Origin of the sequence: Xylanibacter brevis P6B11 (assembly GCF_000621825.1) — a bacterium.
In the GTDB taxonomy this organism is placed as follows: domain Bacteria; phylum Bacteroidota; class Bacteroidia; order Bacteroidales; family Bacteroidaceae; genus Prevotella; species Prevotella brevis.
Genome location: NZ_JHXG01000011.1, coordinates 58,320 through 81,064 on the forward strand (window position 1 = coordinate 58,320; position 22,745 = coordinate 81,064).

At 50.2% G+C, this 22,745-nt stretch carries 9 protein-coding genes; 8 read left to right on the plus strand and 1 reads right to left on the minus strand.

Annotated elements, in window-relative coordinates:
• Positions 1 to 88: 88 nt before the first annotated feature.
• The 4 genes from T496_RS14420 (at position 89) to T496_RS0107450 (ending at position 11,965) form a co-directional block, all read left to right on the plus strand.
• Positions 89 to 3,061, plus strand: a complete 2,973-nt coding sequence (locus T496_RS14420) for a sulfatase-like hydrolase/transferase (RefSeq protein ID WP_052342125.1) — start codon at positions 89 to 91, stop codon at positions 3,059 to 3,061.
• Positions 3,062 to 3,108: 47 nt separating this feature from the next.
• Positions 3,109 to 7,905, plus strand: a complete 4,797-nt coding sequence (locus T496_RS14690) for a glycosyl hydrolase 115 family protein (protein ID WP_081783588.1) — start codon at positions 3,109 to 3,111, stop codon at positions 7,903 to 7,905.
• Between the two features lie 258 nt (positions 7,906 to 8,163).
• A complete protein-coding gene (locus tag T496_RS13690) occupies positions 8,164 to 9,477 on the plus strand; it encodes a glycoside hydrolase family 76 protein (RefSeq protein WP_052342126.1) in 1,314 nt (437 codons plus the stop codon).
• Between the two features lie 28 nt (positions 9,478 to 9,505).
• Positions 9,506 to 11,965 (plus strand): glycosyl hydrolase 115 family protein, encoded by a 2,460-nt coding sequence (locus T496_RS0107450; RefSeq protein WP_027450200.1) that lies wholly within the window; start codon positions 9,506 to 9,508, stop codon positions 11,963 to 11,965.
• 25 nt (positions 11,966 to 11,990) lie between these two features.
• Here the strand turns inward: T496_RS0107450 and T496_RS13695 are convergent, their stop codons facing one another.
• Positions 11,991 to 13,016 (minus strand): glycoside hydrolase family 43 protein, encoded by a 1,026-nt coding sequence (locus tag T496_RS13695; protein ID WP_044109486.1) that lies wholly within the window; start codon positions 13,014 to 13,016, stop codon positions 11,991 to 11,993.
• A 359-nt stretch (positions 13,017 to 13,375) separates the two neighbouring features.
• Between T496_RS13695 and T496_RS0107460 the strand changes: the two genes are divergently transcribed.
• From T496_RS0107460 to T496_RS0107475, 4 genes are all read left to right on the plus strand, one after another.
• Positions 13,376 to 15,883 carry a glutaminase family protein gene (locus T496_RS0107460; RefSeq protein ID WP_027450201.1) on the plus strand — a complete coding sequence of 836 codons (2,508 nt, stop codon included), beginning with the start codon at positions 13,376 to 13,378 and terminating at the stop codon, positions 15,881 to 15,883.
• Positions 15,884 to 15,973: 90 nt separating this feature from the next.
• On the plus strand, positions 15,974 to 17,434 hold the full coding sequence (locus T496_RS0107465; protein WP_231478025.1) for an IPT/TIG domain-containing protein: 1,461 nt from the start codon (positions 15,974 to 15,976) through the stop codon (positions 17,432 to 17,434).
• A 31-nt stretch (positions 17,435 to 17,465) separates the two neighbouring features.
• Positions 17,466 to 20,618 (plus strand): SusC/RagA family TonB-linked outer membrane protein, encoded by a 3,153-nt coding sequence (locus T496_RS0107470; protein WP_027450203.1) that lies wholly within the window; start codon positions 17,466 to 17,468, stop codon positions 20,616 to 20,618.
• Positions 20,619 to 20,644: 26 nt separating this feature from the next.
• A complete protein-coding gene (locus T496_RS0107475; RefSeq protein ID WP_044110839.1) occupies positions 20,645 to 22,744 on the plus strand; it encodes a RagB/SusD family nutrient uptake outer membrane protein in 2,100 nt (699 codons plus the stop codon).
• The last annotated feature ends 1 nt before the right edge of the window (position 22,745 follow it).

The following is a 22,745-nucleotide window of genomic DNA, read 5'->3' on the forward strand; positions in this document are numbered from 1 at the left end:
TTTTTATTTATTGTAACTTTGTTGGCACCAATAGCAAGTAAGAGACATTAGAAGAAACCTTTCTTAATAATAACTTATCCTAACAATCATGACACAACTAAACGCTAAGAAAATGCTGATGTCGGCAACAGCCGCATTACCAGCATTAGTACCAGCCCAGGCACAACAACCTGAGAGACCCAACATCATGCTCATCGTGGTAGATGACATGGGCTACTCTGATTTGGAATGCTTTGGCGGTGAAGTACAATCACCAAATCTTAACAGTCTTGCTGAGAACGGCATCCGTTTTACGCAGTTTTTTAACTCGGGACGCAGCTGTCCTTCACGCGCCCAACTGCTGACTGGCCGCTATGCACAGACTGTAGGCATCACAGGGATGGGGCAAAGCCTGACAAAGGACTGTGTGACTATACCAGAAGTGCTGCGAGAGGCTGGCTACCACACCGGCATGAGCGGAAAGTGGCATCTTTCGCTGACTCAAGGTATTGGCAACAACACCGACCAAATGGCGTGGCTGTCACACCAAAACACATTCAACAATCGCCCTTTTGCACCTATCGACACATACCCATGCAATCGTGGCTTCGACCAGCACTGGGGTACAATCTGGGGTGTCACAGACCACTTTGACCCATTCTCACTGGTACACAACGAAGAGCCACTTTTCACCGATAGTATTCCCAGCAATTTCTACTATGCCGACTATGTGGCCGACAAAGCCATTGACATGATGGACGAGATGACAGCCGATGGTAAGCCATTCTTCATGTATGTGGCTTTCCAAGAGCCCCACTGGCCTGTACAGGCAAAACCACAGGACATTGAGAAATATAAAGGCGTATATGACGATGGATGGGATGTCCTGCGCCAACGTCGTTATAAAAAGATGATAGAGCTGGGCATCGTTGACCCGGAAGAAACACCAGAGGCAAGCAACGCATCCGGACGTGCCTGGGAAAATGAGAGCAACAAGGCCTTCCAAGCAGCCAACATGGAGGTTCATGCCGCCATGGTAGATTGTGTTGACCAAAACATCGGACGCATCATCAACGAACTGAAACGCCGTAACATCTACGACAACACGCTGATTATTTTCTGTTCAGACAATGGAGCTTCCAGCGAGAACTACACGATTGGCGACTTCGACCGCCATGACCGCACACGCTCTGGCGAGAAGGTGGTTCACAACTCGCCAATACCTGGCAGCCAGCTGACCTACAACTATCTGCACAACGGATGGGCAGGCGCAATCAATGCTCCCTTCCGCTATTGGAAGACAACCCAATTCCACGGAGGAACCGCTACACCTGCCATCATCCACTGGCCTGCTGGTATCAGCAAAGCCAAAGAAGGCACCATCAATCGTGAGCCCTGCCATTTCCTGGACATTATGCCAACGTGTATAGAACTGGCAAATGCCACCTACCCCACCACTTATCATGGTAACGCCATCAAGCCCCTTTGTGAGGAGAGTCGTTCTATACTGCCTCTGCTTCAGGGCGAGGGCGTGTGGAATGGCGAGCGTGTGCTCTTTTGGGAACACGAAGGGGGAAAGGCCGTACGCAAAGGCGATTGGCGCCTTACAGCACTCAAAGGGGCCGGCTGGCAGCTGTTCAACTTGAAAAACGACTACGCCGAGACCAACAATGTGGCTGCGGAATATCCTGAGAAAGTGCGTGAGCTAAAAACGCTTTGGAACAACTGGGCAAAAAGTGTAGGCCTCAGCATTTCTGAAGACATCGAGGACACAGCCAAGGAGCTCATCTTCTACTATGACTTCAATGACAACACGGATGATGCCTCAAAGCATCACTACGAGTTGACCCCGTCAAACGAAGGCTTTAGCTATGTGGAAGGTGTCAAAGGGAAAGGCATTGAGCTTAATGGAAATGCCCAGTACCTAGACTTCAACACCAGCGGCATCGTAGAAACAAAAAACACCCAGACCACATTTTGTGCCTGGGTGTACAACGAGCGGAGCGATGCGCCAAGTTCAGGCAATCAGGACGGAGGCTTTTACTTTCGTGACCAGGTAATTCTGGCGCAGAAAGATCAAGCAGGTACTGGTCGCATCTACCTCTATAGTAGAGCAGAAACACCGGTCAACGGTGGTGATGCGCGTTTTTTCTACAACAACTTCCTTGGAGCCCAACAAAACCATGCCAACTACGGCTCGCTGGTGCCTGGAGAATGGCAGCACGTAGCCGTGGTCTGCAATCCTGTTGACCTCAGCGTCACATATTATATTAATGGTGTTCGCGACTGCACAGTACCTGCTCCTCAGTTTGAGGCTTGCACCGGCGGTTTCCGTATTGGTGGCCACAAAGCCAACAAGGATTATTTTCAAGGTAAGCTCGACGAAGTCTATTTTTTCAAAGGCATCCTCTCTGCCGACGAAATACGCGAGGTAATGGCTGGCACTATCGACCTAAAGAAGTATGAAGACGGCAATATTAATCCTCAGCCATCCGAAGATTGGGCGCTGAATGGCAAATACTTTACCATCCGTAACTTCAGCAACAATGCGCCCGCCTATATGAAGGACACGACAGGCCCCAACGACTATGTGCTTTGCGGTGACGAGGTTGACGAGAATACCTATTGGACTTTTGAGAAAACAGACAATAAGAACTGTTATTACGTAAAGAATGCTACCACGGCCCGATACATTCAAGGCTATACTGCCACAACAGAGCAACCAGTAGTGCTCGGTGAGGAAAAGGCCGAATACCATGTCACAGCACCATCGGCAGAAGACGGACGCTACGGCTTTGCATACACAGGTAATGCTCCCTACGACTTCAGTGCTGGCACCATCGGTCTCAACCTTAGAGGCGAGAGTAATCAAGCTGAATGCTGGGTACAGACATTTGCTGCCGTCAACGGCACCAACCATCGTTCGTTTTGGACCCTCGACGAGATTGATGCAACCACTGTTGGCATCAACAGCTTCAAAGCAAAAGCTCCCAAAAAGATATTCGATTTGCAAGGTCGCCAGCTTAATAATACCATCCACTCAGGCATGTACATCGTTAACGGGAAGAAAGTAATCAAATAATTGATATTACAGTCTAAATACCTATTATTATTTATTTCTCAAGCAACATGAATACAAGAAATATTGTTTTAGCCATACTAACACTATTCATACCCATCCTTGGAGGTGGACTGGCAGCAAAAAAAGTTGCCGACAACCCCACGGAGATACGGAAAATTAAAACCTTTCGCGAGTATAAGACGAAAAACGGAACCAGTCTCACCATTAACAACAAAGCTTATAGTGAGCCAGACATATACTACACAGAAAATGGAGACGGGACTTACGATGCCATACGTCTTACGGTTACACCTATTGAAGTACCGGCAGAGATGACTGCGCCATATCTGAATCAGGCTACCGACCATAGCATCCTGGTATGTTGGAAGACGAAGGCTATCAATAACAACTCAATTGTCAAGTATGGCACAGATGCGAATCATCTTGACAAGCAAGTCTCTTCTTCTGCACGTCAGATTGCTACCAGCTATTATTGGAATAATGCCCAGATAGAGGGCCTATCACCCAACACCGTCTATTACTATCAAGTTATCTGTGGTGAGAAAAGTAGCGAAATACACCACTTTCGCACCATGCCTGAGCCTACGAGTCTAAAACCCTTCCGTATTCTAATGATTGGCGACCATCAGCGCAACGAGCGTTCAGACTATGAATGGCTGATACGTATGGCGGCACGTAAGGCGCAACAGAAGTGGGGTAAAGAGAACCTCGAAGATAATGTAAGCATGATTATGAACGTTGGAGATCAGGTTGACTCTGGCTCCATTAGACAATATGAGTTTACACATCTATATAAGTCACGTGAGGTAATGTCAAAATTGCCCATCATGACCTGTGTGGGCAATCACGAACTGTTTAAAGACCCAGAGTTGAAACTTTACGATGGTCACTATGCTTCGTATGGCAACATGGACTATCAGGGCATTAAGAGTTATACAGCCTTTTATTATGCCTATCAGGCAGGTCCTGTACTTTTCGTTGTATTGAACACAGATGGTGTGTCTGAACAACAGAAGCAATGGGCAAAGCGTGTCGTCGAAGCAGCAGACAAGGATGCAAGCGTGCGTTTCATCATCAGTGTGCAGCATCGCCCCCTCTATGCTGAACAATGGGCAAGCGACACCAATCCTTGGATGACTAATGAAATCATGCCAATCCTCTCTTCTTCAAAGAAGCACGTACTGAACTGTGCAGGACATCATCATCTCTATGCACGCGGACAGATGCGAGAATGGCCTGTTTACCATATGATTACTGGTGGCGGTGTGGGTACATCAGCTCAAGACTATGAACAGTTATGGGGAAAAACGCCCGACAATCGCAACCGTGATGAAGTACAGAAAACCATTGATCAATGGACATATCAACTCATGGAGTTCAACCCTTCAAACGATGAAGTGACCATAGAGACCTATTCTATTGGCAACTCACGCCTGGCTCTCGACAATGTACTCATTGATCGTTTTAGTCGCAAGCTCTCACAAACAGACAAACCTGCTACACCTTCGCTCTACTTATCTTCAACTGAAGTGACACTACCAGCCACTATTCAGCAACAAGCTACTGTTGAAGGTCTGCACAGCAGTGAATACCAGATAGCACGCGACGCGAAATTTACCGATATTGTTTATCAGCGTACCCTTCTATTCGAAGACTATTACGATGTAGACAATACTTTTATGCCAAAGAATGTGCGCAATGGCCAGCCCGTCACCACTCTTGAATTGACGAAGAAAGACCTACCTTCTGGCCATTTCTTCATGCGATGTCGCAACCGTTCTATGAATCTTGACTGGAGCGATTATTCCGAGTCAAAGGTTATCGACGTGAGCGGTTCGACAGCCCCACAATTGATTCTTGACAACACAAAATACGAACCGGGAGCAACCATTAATATCAACTATCAAAATGCTCCTGTAGGCACTCAAGCTTGGATTGGCATTTATCTGAAGGGGCAACAGCCTGGTCCTGGCACGCCATCGTATGCCTGGCAGTACACAGCAAACAACAATGGAACAATACAATTCAACATTGAAGACGTCAACGACTACTATGCCGTGCTTTTCGCAGACAACGGCTACACAGAGATAAGTCCACGTGTCACCTTCTCTGTCAAGAACGCAATAGAAGGGCTGACCCTGGCCAAAGGCAACGTCACCATTATTGTTCCTGAAGAGGAATGTAGCCAAGTCAAACTAGCTGTCGAAGCCTTACAGCGTGACTTCGAAAAAGTATTAGGTTTTAGGCCCGAGATTGCATCGACCGCAGGCCAAACGAGCGGTGTAGAACTCTTAGTAGCCAACATGAGCACCAAAGGTGTTGAACAGCTATTGCACGAAGCAAAGGAAACTGACGGCTACGAATCGCACCGCGTCTATACCGATGCAGCCAACCATCGCATTGTGATGCAGGGCGCCGACATGCGAGGCACTATTTATGCCATCTACACACTGAGTGAGAAGATTCTGGGAGTACCCCCACTATGGTATTGGTGCGACTGGAAACCTGAGCAACAAACTCAAATAGAGGTTTCAGATGATTTAGATTACTATGTGTCATCACCTACGGTTCGCTACCGTGCCTGGTTTCCTAACGATGAAGACTTGTTTGTGCCCTGGCGCCGACTGAGCACAGACAATAACGAGCGCTGGCTGGAAACCATGCTCCGACTGAAACTGAACACGGTGGAATACACAGCTACCGTAACCACCAATGGCACGCTGAATAGCGAGGCCATGCTCTACAAGAAATACGGACTGGTGCTAACGTCACACCACATGGTAGCACTAAACAATAGTTTTGCCAACTGGGATGCCTACTGGCAACAGGTCAGGAAGACAACGCCTCCAGCTCTTTCTGTCAACGACATGGCATCGTTGCGTGAGTTCTGGCAGTACAACATCAACTCGGTGATGAACAGCGGTGTAGAGAACCTTTGGCAGGTGGCCTTCCGAGGAAAGACCGACCAGCCTTTCTGGTCTGTCTTTACTGATGCACCCTCTTCAGACGCTGAGCGCGGTGCTGTCATCAATCGAATGGTGAAAGAACAATACGACATGATTTGTCAGGCAACTGGCGAGGCGAACCCCTTTGTACGCATGACGTTCTATGACGAGATATCGTCGCTGCTAGCTGCCGGTCATCTGCAACCGCCCACAGCCACCAACATGTTGTGGACGTTTGTTGCAGGCCGACGTGACCACTATCCCTATGATGACCTGGTGAACTGGACCAACGTGAACAACGTGAAACTGGGCTACTACATGAACCTGCAGTTCTACTCCACCGGTGCCCACTTGGCTCCTGCCGAAGGACCTTGGAAGATGGAAGACAACTATCGCTACGTACAAAGCAAGGGTCCACTGACTTTCAGTGTAGTCAATGCAGGCAACGTTCGTGAATTCTTGATGGAGATGAGTGCCAATGCAGCCATGATGTGGAACTCCAATAACTACAACACAAATGACTTCATGCGTCAGTTCTGTGCGCAATACTTTGGAGAAGAACATGCCGATGAAATAGCACAACTCTACCACGACTATTACTATGCTTACTGGAACCCCAAGAAGAGCGACTTCCCTGGGGGGTTCGACCGTCAGTATGTGTTTCAGGACTTGCGCCACTCACAGGTTATCAAGCAGATCAACAACACATGGAACACATTTAAGTCGAACCCATTTACAGAGATTGGATACGAAAGTGTGGCAGGACGTACTTTCCGCATCGAAGGACGCAACCCTGTGGACAGCGTCTTGGCTGGCATGAGTCGCGAGATGGAAGCCTTTGCCGAGGTGGCACGCCGCTGTGAGGCCATACAGAGTGAGTTGCCTGCCAACTGCCAGACATTCTTTTACGATCATCTCTCGGCCTATGCTCACTATATGGAGAACTTAAGTACTGCCGTTTATCATTTCGTCTATGCTTATAAGAACAAAGAAGATCGCTATAGCCATCTAGCCACTTCCTATGAAGCTATGAAAGCAGCGAAAGCCGCACTGATAGCATCACAACATGGTGTGTTCAGCAACTGGTACGACACCGATGACAAGTTTGAGATGGATGCTCGCATAGAAGCCATTCGTGGTCGCATGGCCGAGGCTGAAGACCTGACGCTCACCGAACAGCTCATTGAAAACTACGACTTTGAATACAATAGCAACTGCCAGCTGAATGCCAAAGGCAATATCGGCCGAGGCATTCCCTGCAACTGGTTGTCGAAAGGTGAATTGAAAAAAGGAGCAAACGGACTTGATTCCTATGGTGTGAACCAAGATGCCACCAACCTGCACGGCAACAACGTATGCTGGATTAACTCTGTGCCCATGCCCGACGAGTTCTGGCTCTATCAGACCATTCCTGCATCGAAGTTGGAACCCGGTGAATATCTTGTTGCATGCAAGCTATGGGTAGAATCGAACAAGAAAACCAACTGCCGTCTCTTCGCCAACCAGAACGTTCAATACTACGGCACTGCGGCAGACTACACCAACCTACTCACAGAAGGAGAAATCAACACTTACGCCGGCTATGCAGGTGGCAGTTCGTCGAATGTCGTTCTGCGCGACATGGAGGTGAAGGTCAACGTCAAAGCTGGAGAAGACCTGACCATTGGCATTAAAACAGGCAACAAGCGAAACAACGGCGAACGTTCGACCAGCGATAATGCTGGTTGGTTCAAGGTGGACTTCTTTCGTATTCACCATCTGACGGGAACAGACAACCTCAACCACACGCTTACAACCACTAAACAAGAAGACAAAATCTATTCTCTGACAGGACAACATCTGTCGCAGCCAAATAAGGGCATTAACATCATCAATCATAAGAAAGTGATAATTAAATAAAGAAAAGAACCTCAATCTAGCTGACGAAATCAGCTAAAACAACAAATCAGCGAAGCCCATATGTTTTTGATAGGCATACGGGCTTCGTTTTTGCATGATATAGTAGTGGGATGATAACTGATAATTTTTATAAATCCATTGACGAAAGCTAAAAATCAGGAAATTATGGCTATAATTGATTTTATCTTTGTATCTTTGCACTCAGATACAGTGGTACCTGTAATGTAATAATGACTATAATAAAACCAAATATTTATAATGAAAAAAGCTTTTTTAGCTATTGCATTTCTTTCGACAGCATTAGTTTCACTAAACGCGCAAACAAACACACTGGCAAAACTGATTGAGCGAGACTACTCCGGACGTTCGGACTCTCTGCTCAACACGTTTACAGGACAATTTCTGAATAGGGCTTCCGGTATCTTCTATGCGATTCCGACCAGCAACCCCAATGCCAGAAACGAATCTGCTACCCTCTACTGGCAGCAGGCTCATGCTTTGGATCCCATCATCTACGCCTACCAGCGCATCAAGGACACCGATGTCACCAGGGCCAGGTTCTACAAGCAGACCATGCAACGCTGGTATAACAGCCACGCTAACAACTGGTACTCCAAACCAGGTGACGCCACGGGCTTCTACAACACGTTTACCGACGATATGTGCTGGATCTGCCTGACACTGATTCACATCAGCGAGGCACTTGAAGACGACACCTATGCCGACACCGCCCGCACCATTTTCGACGAGTATATCCTGCCACGCGGTTCGTGGAACGACGGCTACTTCAGTTTGCCCTGGAAAGACGACGGCTCCGGCCCCAATGCCTGCACCAATGCGCCCGGCAGTTTGGTGGCATCCAAGCTCTACGAGCGCTATAACGAGAGTACATACCTGGAGGCTGCCAAGAATATCTATGCCTATCAGGCCAACGAGATGAGTAAGCTGAACAACGATGGACGTGTAGAAGAGCCGCCCCTCACCTACACTCAGGGTACTTTCGGCGAAGCAGCTCGCTACCTCTATCATTTCACGGGTCAAACAGAATATAAGAATATGGCCTCAAAGGTGCTTTACTACGCCATTAGCAGCACCCGTTGCACCTACCAGGGACTGCTGCGCGACGAGGGTAACAGCATGGACCAAAGCATTTTCAAAGCAGTACTGATTCCGTATCTCGTTAATTTCGTACTCGACGAATCAATGAGCGCCACCTACAAGAGACCCATTGTCAACTTCCTGCAGAAGAATGCCAACGCGCTGTGGAGCAACCTCAACCTCGAGGCCTACCCCAAGACTTTCTGCAGCTACTACTGGGGCGAGGCATTCAATGAAGAGACGACACCCTCGATGGGTGCTATGGCCAGCGGTGTGTCGCTCATGGAGAACACGACACGCATGGCATTGGCGCTGACTGGCACTGCCAACAGCATCGACGATGTGCTACAGCCAGACACGAACCAGCCCGAACAGCTGTATAATGCTGCCGGACAGCCCCTGAAACACATGCAAAAGGGACTGAACATCAAGAAGCAACAGGACGGTAGCACGAAGAAGGTGTTTAAGAGATAAAACACAATATGACAAAAAAACCTAACAAATGAGAACAAAAACTATTCTTTTCGCACTGCTGACGCTGGCCCCCATGTCCATGAGTGCCCAACAAAGCATCAGCATCTGCGAACAACCCTCGGCCGGAAGCATGACACTGGTCAACGACATGTTCAAGACTAGCATTGCCGTGGCCGACAACGATGCTGAGGTCGTCAAGACCGTAGCCCACTGCTTGGCCAACGACATGGAGTTGGTCAGCGGCAAGCGCCCCGATGTGACCAACACCCTGACGCAGGCTGCCCTGCCTATCATTGCCGGCACGGTGGGCCAGTCGGCCTTCATCGACCAACTGGTGAGCGAAGGCAAGATCGACGTGAGCGACATCTGTGGTAAGTGGGAGGTCTTCACCATTCAGATGACCAAGCACCCACAGGCACTCGTGGTGGCTGGTTCCACCCCTCGTGGCACCGCCTACGGTCTGTTTGAACTCTCGCGCCAGATGGGCGTGTCGCCCTATGTGTGGTGGGCCGACGTGGCACCCGCGAAGAAAGCAGCCCTCTACGTCAACGGCGAGAAGACGGTGTCGAAAGAGCCCTCGGTGAAGTATCGCGGCATCTTCATCAACGACGAAGACTTCGCCCTGTTTCCCTGGGCCGCCAAGGGCATCGACAAGAAGTACAACAACATTGGTCCTAACACCTATGCCCGCGTCATGGAACTGCTGTTGCGCCTGCGTGCCAACACGCTGTGGCCCGCCATGCACCTGTGTTCGGAAGCCTTCTGGGCCAACAAGGACAACCTGCCCGTGGCGCGCAAGTACGACATCATGCTTGGCTCCAGCCACTGCGAACAGATGTTGCGCGACAACGAGTGGGAGTGGCGTCATGCCCCCTGGAACGGCAACAACGAGGACTGGAACTACGTAACAAACACCAAGAAGATACAGCAGTATTGGGAGGAGCGCGTGGCCGAGAGTGCCGACTACGATGGCATGTACACCCTGGGCATGCGCGGTGTGCACGACTGGGGCATCTCGGGCTATCCCTCTACAGAGGACAAGGTGCGCGGACTCACCGACATCATCGGTTATCAGCGCGACCTGCTGGCAAAATACTTCGACGACGTGACCAAGGTGCCACAGCTCTTTATTCCTTATAAGGAGGTGCTCGACGCCTACAACGCCGGTTTGCAGGTGCCTGAGGATGTGACCCTCTGTTGGGTGGACGACAACCACGGCTACATCCGCCAGTTGCCCAAACCTGCCGAACAGGCCCGCTCGGGCGGTAATGGCGTGTATTACCACGTATCCTACTGGGGCACACCTGCCGACTATCTGTGGATTGCCTCCCACTCGCCCTCGCTGATGAGCTATGAGCTGTCGCGCGCCTACGACCAGGGCATCCGCACACTGTGGGTGATCAACGTGGGCGACATCAAGCCTGCCGAGATGGAACTGGAGTTCTGCATGGACCTGGCTTGGGACATCAATCAATGGACACCCGAGAAGGCCATCGGCTATAATCGCGCCTGGGCCGAGCGCACCTTTGGAGCTGCCTATGCCGACCAGATTGCTGCCATCAAAAAGGCCTACTACCATCTGGCAGCAGGCGGTAAGCCCGAACATGTGCACATGATTAAGTACTCGGACGACGACATGGAGCGCCGCATCAGCAGTTATGCGATGCTGGCTCAGCAGGTGGACAACCTGAAGCCACAGATTCCCGCCGAACTGCAGGATGCCTTCTATCAGCTCATCGAATATCCGGTGAAGGGCGCCTGGCAGATGAACGTCAAGACTTTCCGTGCCGCACAAAGCCTGCAAATGGCCAAGTTGGGACAGAAGGAGCTGGCACTGAAATATGCAGACGAGGCGCATCGTGCCTACAACACCATCCTGGCGCTGACCGACAAGTACAACAACGACATCGCCGGCGGCAAATGGAAAGGCATGATGAACTGCAAGCCACGCAACCAGAAGCAGTTTGACATGCCTGCTACGGCTACGGCAGATAATATCAGCAAAAACAAGGGCACGCTGACAAAAGACGAGGTAGTGATTATCCCTGCCACCCGCTACATTGCGGCAAGTCCCGCGGTGAAGACACTGGAAGGTGTGGGCATCAACGAGGCCAGCATCACTGTGTGGCCCCTCGACATGAAGGCCTATAAGGACACAGAGGTGGCGCAGGCGCCCTATGCCGACTATGAGATACCGGTGAAGGCAGGACGCAACACCATCGAGGTGCGCTGTCTGTCTAACTTCCCCATCAACACCGACTACGACCTGCGCATAGCCCTATCTACCGACGGGGCCATGACCAACATCCAGTCGCTGAAGACCATCGCGATGAAAGACAAGTGGCACACCACCGTAGCCCAGGGCTACAACGATGCCACGGTAACACTTGATAGCAAGGAAGCAAAGACCATCAAACTGCGCGTCAGCATGATGGATCCGGGTGTTGTGATCAGCGAGATTCGCAACACGGTGACTGCAAAGGAATAAGGGAAAAGAAAAAATGTCCGCTGAATTAGGGCTGTCCGAACTCGGGCAGTCCTTCTTCATTGAACATCAGGGTCTTCAGACGTACGTCACGATGGTCATGACGGTTGGAGTCACACCAACGGCTCTCATAAAGCATGTAGTTGGTCTTTCCATCGTCTGAGGGGAACACACAGATATCAGAGGACTGCCAATAAAGACAGGTGTCCTTCTGCGAACAAAACAGAGGTTCCTCCATCTTGGTCCACGAAGCAGGGTCGAGCAGATCGGCATCGGTGCGGGCATAAAGCATGCCCAGCGAGTGATAGACCGTCCAGATGCCGCTGGCCGAATAGCACACGCAGATATAGCGGCCATCGGGGGTGACAAAGGCTTCGGGATTCTCGTTCACATAGATGGGATAGTTGGACCGCAGGCCATCGGGATTGATCCACTGGCGCTCCCACTCATACTCGGGTTCAGAAAGCATCACACGCTCTGAGCTCAGCGTCCAGGGGTTCTCCATGCGTGCCATGTAGATGCACTGGGTCTCGGTCTCCTTGCGGCGGTGGGGCCAGCCCGACCACAGCAGATACTGCTGGCCGCGCACCATCACCGAGGTGGGGTGCAAGCCGAAGTTCCACTCTTCGTTGGTCACGATGGCACCCTTCAGCTCGAACTTGCCCTTCATGGGGTCGGCAGCACTGTTTTCCAGCACATAGAGCTGGTGATAGTCGGTGTTACCGCCGTCGGCCTCAAAATATATATACCATTTATTATTAATATGGTGTATCTCGGGCGACCAGATGTGCTGCATCGAGTCGGCATGCCACACACACTGACGCTCACCCTGGGCCAGCGTCTCGGGACTGTCAGACTTCCACAGGATGATACTGTCTGCAGAAGGAATCTGCATGGTATAATAATAATGATGATCCGCAACGGCAACCTGAGGATAGTAGCCGGCAGAGAAGACCAATTTGGAACTTCCATTGTCAAGGTTCTCTGACTGCTTACATCCAATCAAGGTGCCTAGTAAACACAGGACACCAATCAAAGAGTATATAGCTTTCATGCGTTATAATCCGTTTTTATTGCTCGGCAAAGATACAACAAGAATTTCAAACAAACAAAAAAATCTAGTCAGAACTCTTGATATTTAGCATTTTAGGGCAATGGTGAACGATTTTTTTCGTGTTTTGAATAGCTATTATCCATAAATTTGGGAAAATATAGCTTACTTTGCATCGTGAAAACGAACGAATAGCAGTGATGCTACGATTCAAGATAAAAAATAGTTAGTAATTATTTGTAGTTAGTAGTTTTAGTTTTTCGAGATTCAAAAGGCGTTGGTCTCTTTAAGGAAAAGATTGTTTAAGGATAAACCTAGCAAAGTTGTTAATAACTTAAAACTTATTATAGTATAAAAAACGTATGAAAAAAGCATTTCTTTTTGGCGCGATGATCCTCGGCGCGCTGGCGACAAAAGCGCAGAGCCAGGACACATTCAAGCCCTATCAACCGACAGACCTCCGTCTGCCTTCAGTTCCCCTCATCGTGTCTGACCCCTACTTCTCAGTATGGTCACCCTACAACGAGCTGAACGAAGGAACAACCCGTCACTGGACCAACGACGAGAAGCCCATGCAGGGTTTCCTCCGCGTGGATGGTCAGACATACTGCTTCATGGGTGCAGACCGTGATCGCTACGAAACCATTATCCCCATGGCCAACGAAGAGGCATGGACAGCTCGCTACTCACGCGAGAAGCAGGCCGAAGGATGGCAGGAGAACAACTTCAACGACAGCAAATGGGCAGAGGGTAAGGCCGCTTTCGGTTCTGAAGACCTCAGCAACGTTCGCACACGTTGGAGCAACGAGAATAGCGACCTCTACGTGCGTCGCACCATCAACATCGACGCCAAGGACCTGAACGAGGACCTGGCGCTGATCTACTCTCACGACGACGTTTTCGAGATCTACATCAACGGCACAAAGGTTGCCAGCACTGGTGAGATCTGGCGCGAGGGTGTCACCCTGAAGCTGGACAGCAAGCTGAAGAAGCTGCTGAAGCCCGGCAAGAACATCATCGCTGCTCACTGTCACAACACCACTGGCGGTGCCTACACCGACTTCGGTATCTTCAAGATTAAGAAGGCTGACGCCTACGGCATCAAGCAGGCTACTCAGAAGTCTGTTGACGTACTGGCTACCTCTTCATATTATACCTTCACCTGCGGTCCCGTGGAACTCGACCTGGTGTTCACCGCACCTATGCTGATCGACGACTATGACTTGCTGTCGGCTCCCGCCAACTACATCTCATATCAGGTTCGTTCTACCGACGGTCAGGCTCACAACGTACAGCTGATGCTCACCGCTTCTCCTCTGATGGCAGTGAACAAGGGCGACCAGCCCACCATCTCTTCTATCATCGAGAAGAAAGGCACCAAGTATGCTTGCACCGGTACCATCGAGCAGCCCATCCTGGCTAAGACCGGCGACGGTATCTGCATCGACTGGGGTTACTTCTACCTGCCCGCAATCAATGGTGATGTAGCCATCGCCAGCGAGAATGCTCTGAAGAGCAGCTTCGTGAAGAAAGGTAACATGCCCGCAAGCCAGCAGAACGTAACTGCACAGAACGAGAACGAGATGCCCTCACTGGCTTACTGCCACAACTTCGGCACCACCAAGCAGGCTTCTAGCTATGCTATCATGGGTTACGACGAGATTTGGGACATCGAATACTTCTACAAGCGCTACAAGGGCTACTGGGCTCACGAGGGTAGCGTGACTATCTTCGACATGATCGATCGCCTGAACCGCGAGTACAGCGGTATCATGAAGCGCTGCCGTCAGCTGGACAAGCAGATCTACGACGACGGTATGAAGGCTGGTAACAAGCAGTATGCTGAAATCCTCTCTGGTTCTTACCGTCACGTGATTGCCGCTCACAAGCTGTTCCGCGACGACGAGGGCAACCTGCTCTTCTTCTCTAAGGAGAACAACTCTAACGGTTGTGTCAACACCGTGGACCTCACCTACCCCGAGGCTCCTCTGTTCCTCTGCTACAACCCCGAACTGCAGAAGGGTATGATGACCAGTATCTTCGAATATAGCTACACTGGTCGCTGGACCAAGCCTTTCGCTGCTCACGACCTGGGTCAGTATCCTAAGGCCAACAAGCAGGTATATGGTGGCGACATGCCTCTGGAGGAGGCCGGCAACATGCTGACACTGGCTGCTATGATCTGCAAACTGGATGGCAACACCAGTTACGTAAACAAGTACTGGGACATCATCACCACTTGGGCTGACTACCTCTCTGAGAACGGTCAGGATCCTTCTAACCAGCTCTGCACCGACGACTTCGCTGGTCACTGGGCTCACAACGCTAACCTCTCTGTTAAGGCTATCATGGGTGTAGCTGCATATGCTGAAATGGCTCGCCTGAAGGGTCTGAACGATGTTGCTGACAAGTACATGGCTCGTGCCAAGGAGATGGCTACCATCTGGGAGCGCGATGCTCGCGAGGACGACCACTACCGTCTGGCCTTCGACCGCAAGGACACCTGGAGCCAGAAGTACAACATGGTATGGGACAAACTGTGGAACCTGAACCTCTTCCCCAACGGAGCTATGGAGCGCGACATGAAGTACTACCTCACCAAGCAGAACAAGTACGGACTTCCCCTGGATGTACGTCGTGACTACACCAAGAGCGACTGGATTATGTGGACTGCCGCTATGGCCAAGGACAAGAAGACCTTCCTGAAGTTTGTGGATCCTCTCTACAAATATATCAACGAAACAGAAAGCCGCGTACCCATCAGCGACTGGCACGACACGAAGACTGGTATAATGACCGGATTCAAAGCTCGTTCAGTGATTGGTGGCTACTGGATGAAAGTTCTGGCCGACAAGTTGCAAGAACAATAACCTAAAATAACAATAAATATGATTAAAACTATTTTAAACTCAAGGAGCAAATGCCTATTAGGCATGCTCCTTTTGTGCCTTTCCGCTTGCATGGTATCATGCAACGATGACGATGAGGATGTCAGCACTCCCTTCGACAGTTCAAAGGCTGTAACCATTACCGACTTTACACCTAAAGAAGGCGGTGTAAGCCAGAAGATGCTCATCTTTGGTGAGAACTTCGGCGTTGACACGGCCCTGGTGAAAGTAACCATTGGTGGTAAGAAAGCGGTGGTTGTCAATGTGAAACCTACAGTGATTTACTGTTTTGTACCCACGGGCGCGTATGGTGGCGACATCAACGTGACCATCGGTAACGATGAAACCGGCTACCAGAGCGCTGTAGCATCGGAGAAGTTCAACTACGAGCGCAAGATGGTGCTGAGCACACTGACCGGTTCTCGCAACGAGTCGGGCGACGATCCCTGGAACCCTGGTTCTGTAGGCATCGAAGTTCCCTTCTCAGAGGCTACTGGTTTCCGCGATGATGCGTTCATGAAGTGGGACCCCCTCTATCCTGAGCGTCTCTACATTATTTACGACAACGGTGGTCCTGGCATCCAGATGCTAGACATGAACAAGAAGACCGTGCAGCTGGTGATGTCAAAGGCAGCTTGTTTCCAAGACAAGCGTCTGCGCACCATCGACTTTGCCGACGACCCCTACACAGGCGAGAAGGCCAAGTACATGATTGTATCTACCGACCGCGACGACAATGGTCAGCAGTCAACCAGCGTATGGATTGTGACTCGCAACTATGATGGTTCATTCAACAACAGTTCTCCTCGTCAGGTGCTGGCTGCCTACAAGCAGTGTAACGGTGCATCAATCCACCCCCGCAATGGCGAGCTCTACTTCAACAGTTATGAGAGTGGTCAGGTTTACCGCCTGGACATGAAACGTTATTTCGAGACCCAGCAGCCCGGCTACGAAGGCGATCCCTGGAAGCCCTCTTTGGCCGACGGCGCTTTTGAGAAGATTTTCAGCATTCAGGACAATGGCTGGGAATTCCAGATTGACATTCACCCCTCAGGTAAATATGCTTATATCGTAGTCATCAACCACCACTACATTCTGCGTTCTGACTACAACGAAGAAACAAAATGTTTCTCTGCTCCCTATGTATTCGCTGGCGACATGAACGGTGCTGACTGGGTTGAAGGTGTAGGTGCCAATGCACGTTTGAATCGTCCTTACCAGGGCTGCTTCGTCAAGAACCCCGAATATGTTGCTGAAGGCCGTGAAGATGTTTACGACTTCTACTTCTGCGACAACCAGAACCACTGCGTACGCTATCTGACACCAGAAGGTCTGGTACGTACCTTTGCTGGTCGCGGTACCTCTTCTATCACCGACAACAACATGTGGGGTACCGAGGATGGTGACCTGCGCGAGGTTGCTCGTTTCCGTGACCCAACAGGTATTGCCTACAACGAAGAGACCAACACCTTCTATATTTTGGACACCGTGGGCCATAAGGTCCGCATGATTTCCATGGAAGGCGAAGAATAGTGATAACCAATAATAAGTAGACCTAACAATTATGAGAAAATACATTGCATTACTATTGATATCACTCTGCACTTCCATGAGTGCTCTGGCACAAAAGGATATCGAAGTTTCTGGTCATGTGGTTGACGGAGATGGTGAGCCACTGATTGGTGCCAACGTAGTGGTAAAAGATGTAAAAGGCCTCGGTGTCATCACAGACATTGACGGTTTCTATAAAATAAAAGTAAAGGAGTACCAGACACTGGTATTCTCATACATTGGTTTCGGTACCAAGGAAGTGATGGTCAAGGGCGACACTAAGACCATCAACGTAAAAATGGTAGAAGAGCGCATCAACGCTGTCGATGAAGTTGTCGTAACCGGTATGGGCACGCAGAAGAAGCTGACCGTAACAGGTGCTGTGACCAATGTGAACATGGATGATCTGAAGCACTTCAGCTCATCAAACCTCTCAAACACACTGGCAGGTAATGTGCCAGGTATCATTGCCATGCAGACCTCTGGTCAGCCTGGACGTAACACTTCTGAGTTCTGGATTCGTGGTATCTCTACCTTCGGTGCAGGTGCCAAGGCCTATATCCTGGTAGATGGCTTCGAGCGCGACAACATCAACGACTTGAACATCGAGGATATTGAGTCTTTCTCTGTATTGAAAGATGCTTCTGCTACAGCCATCTACGGTTCTAAAGGTGCTAACGGTGTTATTCTGATCACCACCAAGCACGGTAAGGCAGGTAAGATTCAGGTGAATGGTAAGGTGGAGACATCTTACAACACACGTACCAAGACACCTGAGTTTGTTGACGGTATCACCTATGCCAACCTGGTAAACGAGGCTCGTCTGACCCGCAACCAGCCCCGCTACTATCAGCCTGAGGAAATCGACATCATCCGCACAGGCATCGACCCCGACCTCTATCCTAATGTAGACTGGATGGATCTGCTGCTGAAGGATGGCGCTTGGAGCAATCGCGCCAATGTCAACCTGAGTGGTGGTGGTAACACTTCTCGTTACTATGCTTCTGTATCTTTCGTTAACGATGAGGGTATGTACAAGACCGACAAGACCCTGAAGGACAAGTACGACACCAATGCCAACTACAAGCGTTGGAACTATCGTTTGAATGTGGATATCGACATCACCCCAACGACCTTGCTGAAGCTGGGTATCTCTGGCGACCTGTCAAAGCGTAACAGCCCAGGTATGCTGAGAACACGTTCGAAAGAAGATATCGAAGACAGCCAGAACCAGATGGACGTATGGGTAAACGATGACGATATCTGGGGACAGTTGTTCGGTTACAACCCCCTTCTCTCTCCTATTGTATATAGCAACGGCTACATGCCTATGATCAACATTGGTCGTGGCAACTCAGCCATGATCAACCCTTGGGTATCTGCTACACAGTCTGGTTACAATGAGAACTGGAGCAACAACTTGCAGAGCAACGTCACTCTGGAACAGGATCTGAAGTTCATCACTCCTGGTCTGAAGTTCACTGGACGTTTCGGTTTCGATACCTACAACAGCAACTGGATCAGCCACCAGCAGGCTCCTGCCCTCTACTCGGCATTCCCACGTAACACACAGACTGGCGAGATCACCTACGACCGTGTATTCGATCAGAGCGATATGAAGCAGAGCTCAGGCAGCGACGGTTCTCGTCGTGAGTTCATCGACCTGCTGTTGCACTGGGACCGTAAGTTTGCGAAGGTACACAACGTAGGTGCTAACCTGAAATACACGCAGGACTCTTACATCCAGACTCAGAATATCGGTGACGACATCAAGAACAGTATTGCAAAAAAGAACATGGCTTTGGCTGGTCAGGTGACCTATAACTACAACAACCGCTACTTTGCCGACTTCAACTTCGGTTACAACGGTTCCGAGAACTTCGCCGACAATCACCGCTTCGGTTTCTTCCCCGCCTGGTCATTGGCATGGAACATCGGAGAAGAGAAACTTGTACAGAGAACCTGTCCTTGGATTAACATGTTGAAGATTCGTTTCTCTCATGGTAAGGTCGGTAACGACAACCTGGGCAACGAGCGTTTCCCCTACCTCTATACTCTGGGCAACACCGACGCTGGTTGGAACTGGGGCAACGGCCATGTCAATGGTATTCACTACACACAGGTAGCCTCTCCCAACGTCACATGGGAAGTTGCTAAGAAGAACGACCTCGGTCTTGACATCGTGGTATGGAACAACCGTTTCTCTCTGACCGTCGACTACTTCCACGAGAAGCGTACCGGCATCTACATGGCACGTAACTACCTGCCTTGGAGCACAGGTCTTGAGAGTTCACCACGTGCCAACGTTGGTGCTGTGAAGTCTGAAGGTTTCGATGGTAACTTCAAGTACGAGGAGACCTTTGGCGAGGTTCGTCTGACTGCACGTGGTAACATCACCTATAGTAAGAACACCATCCTCGACCACGACGTTGAAAACAACGTTTATCCCTATCAGTACACACGTGGCTATCGTGTTGACCAGGTTCGCGGTCTGATTGCAGAAGGTCTGTTCAAAGACTACGACGATATTCGCAACAGCCCCCGTCAGGACTTCGGTCAGGTACAGCCCGGTGATATCAAGTATAAAGACGTCAACGGTGACGGTGTCATCAACGACGGTGACGTGGTAGCCATCGGTGCAACCCGCACACCTAACCTGATCTACGGTCTCGGTCTGTCTGTGATGTACAAGAACTTCGACATCAACCTGCACTTCCAGGGCGCCGGCAAGTCAACCTTCCTGATCAACGGTATGTGTGTTTATGCATTCAGCAACAACAACTACGGTCAGATTTTCAAGGGTATGCTGGACAACCGCTATGTAGATGCACAGACTGCTGCACAGCTGGGTATCCCTGCCAACGAGGATCCTAATGCAGACTACCCCCGTCTGACCTATGGTAATAACAATAACAACAACCGTGCTTCTAGCTTCTGGCTGCGCGACGGTCGCTACCTGCGTCTGAAGAACGTTGACCTTGGCTACACACTGCCAAAGACACTGGTCAACAAAGCTCACCTGAACCAGGTTCGTTTCTTCCTGCAGGCCACCAACCTGCTCACCTTCTCAAAGTTCAAGACTTGGGATCCAGAAATGGCAAGCTCAACAGGACAGAACTATCCCATCACAAAAGCTGTGACATTGGGTGTACAAGTTAATCTTTAATACAGACTTAGAAAGAATTAAAGACGATGAAAAAGATATTTGCAACATGTATCATGTCATTAGCTAGCGCAAGTGTGCTACTGACAAGTTGTGCCGACGAGCTGGATTCGGATAAGTATTTTGAGGACCGTAAGACACTGGAGACGGTCTTCACCAGCAGACAGCAGTCGGAAGAATGGCTGGCTTACGCCTATTCATTCATGACAAACGAGCTTGCCGACGTCATCGGTAAAGGCAATGGTCACTATCATTGTTTTGCTGACGACATGTACTACGGCGACCGTGACCCACAGTATGGAGACGATGGCGAGTACCGCCACACCTATAACGCCTTCAAGCTGGGCGAATATGATGAAGACACTGGTTATTGGGCATGGGAGAAAGCCTATAAAGGTATTTTCCAGGCATCAGTATTCATCCACAACATCGACAAGAACCCACAGATGACCGAAGAGGAGCGCATCGACCGCAAGGGTCAGGCACGTTTTGCACGTGCTTACTACTACTGGCTGTTGCTCCGCAAATATGGTCCTGTGCCCATCATGCCCGATGAAGGTGTCGACTATACTCAGAACTACGAGGCCGTTTCTATTCCTCGCAGCACCTATGAAGAGTGCGCCGTATATATTGCTACGGAGATGGAACAGGCTGCCAAGGAGATTCAGTACTGGAAGCGTGACCCCCTGAACATCGTTCGTCCTACCAAGGGCGCTTGTCTCGCTGCTCGCGCTTTGGCATACGTCTATGCTGCCAGCCCTCTGGCCAACGGTCAGTTGAACAACGGCAAGCACGATCCTTCTGTCAAAGATGACATTGCCAAGTTGCTGACCAACTTCGACGGTAAGCATCTGCTCAGCCTGGAGTACGATGAGTCTAAATGGGCACGCGCTGCTGCCGCTTGTCGCGACCTGATGGAGTGCGAAGCAGGCTACGAGCTTTACCACGCTCCTTATAACACGGTTGCCACCTTCGACCGCGATGCAACCATTGATCCCCCTGCAGACGGCAATTTCTCTACCAAGAACTGGCCAGAAGGTTGGGCCGACATCGACCCCTACCTGAGCTATCGTCAGATCTTCGACGGTGAGGTTGGTATGGCCGACAACCCTGAGCTGATCTTCACTCGTGGTTACAACATGTGTGATGATATCAACAACTCTATCACTTCGCTGGTTGCTCACCAGTTGCCTTCTTCTCTGAACGGTTGGAATGCCCACGGCATGACCCAGAAGATGGTGGACGCCTACTACATGAACGATGGTAGCGATGTGCCCGGTAAGGACAGCGAGATGAACGGTGGCAACGGTTCTGAGCGCGTACAGGGTTGGACCACAGCCAGAAACTACCGCGACTATCCTCCCTTGGCTCCCAACGTATCACTTCAGTATGCTAACCGCGAGCCTCGTTTCTATGCATCTGTAGCCTTCAACGGTTCTAAGTGGTGGGACACTAACCCCAGCCACACCACCAGCGGTACCTACAATGCCGTGTTCTACTATCGTGGTGGCGACAACGGTTACACCAACTCTACTCGTTACCTGCGTACCGGTATCGGTATCAAGAAATGGGTGAACCCACACGACTATCGCTCAACCAACGGCGACTACAATCATATCCAGAGAAAGTATGAGACAGCCATTCGCTATGCAGACATCCTGCTGATGTATGCTGAGTGTCTGAACGAACTGACCCAGAGCTACACCATCGATTCATGGGATGGCTCAAAGCAGTACACCATTTCTCGTGACGTGGCAGAGATCAAGCGTGGTATCCAGCCTGTACGTATCCGTGCCGGTGTGCCCGATTACACAGCTGCAGAGTATGCTGATCGTGATGTGCTCCGCGACAAGATCAAGCGCGAGCGTATGATTGAGCTGATGGGTGAAGGTAAGCGCTACTACGACCTGCGTCGCTGGATGGATGCACAGGTTGAGGAGTCTAAGATCATCTATGGTTGCAACATCATGATGACTGCTGCTCAGAAGGACGACTTCCAGAAGATTGTGCCCATCACCAGTCTGCCTACCACCTTCTCAGAGAAAATGTATTTCTGGCCCATTCGCAAGGCTGAGTTGAAGCGCAACTACAAGCTCACTCAGAATCCAGGATGGCAGTATTATGACTAAG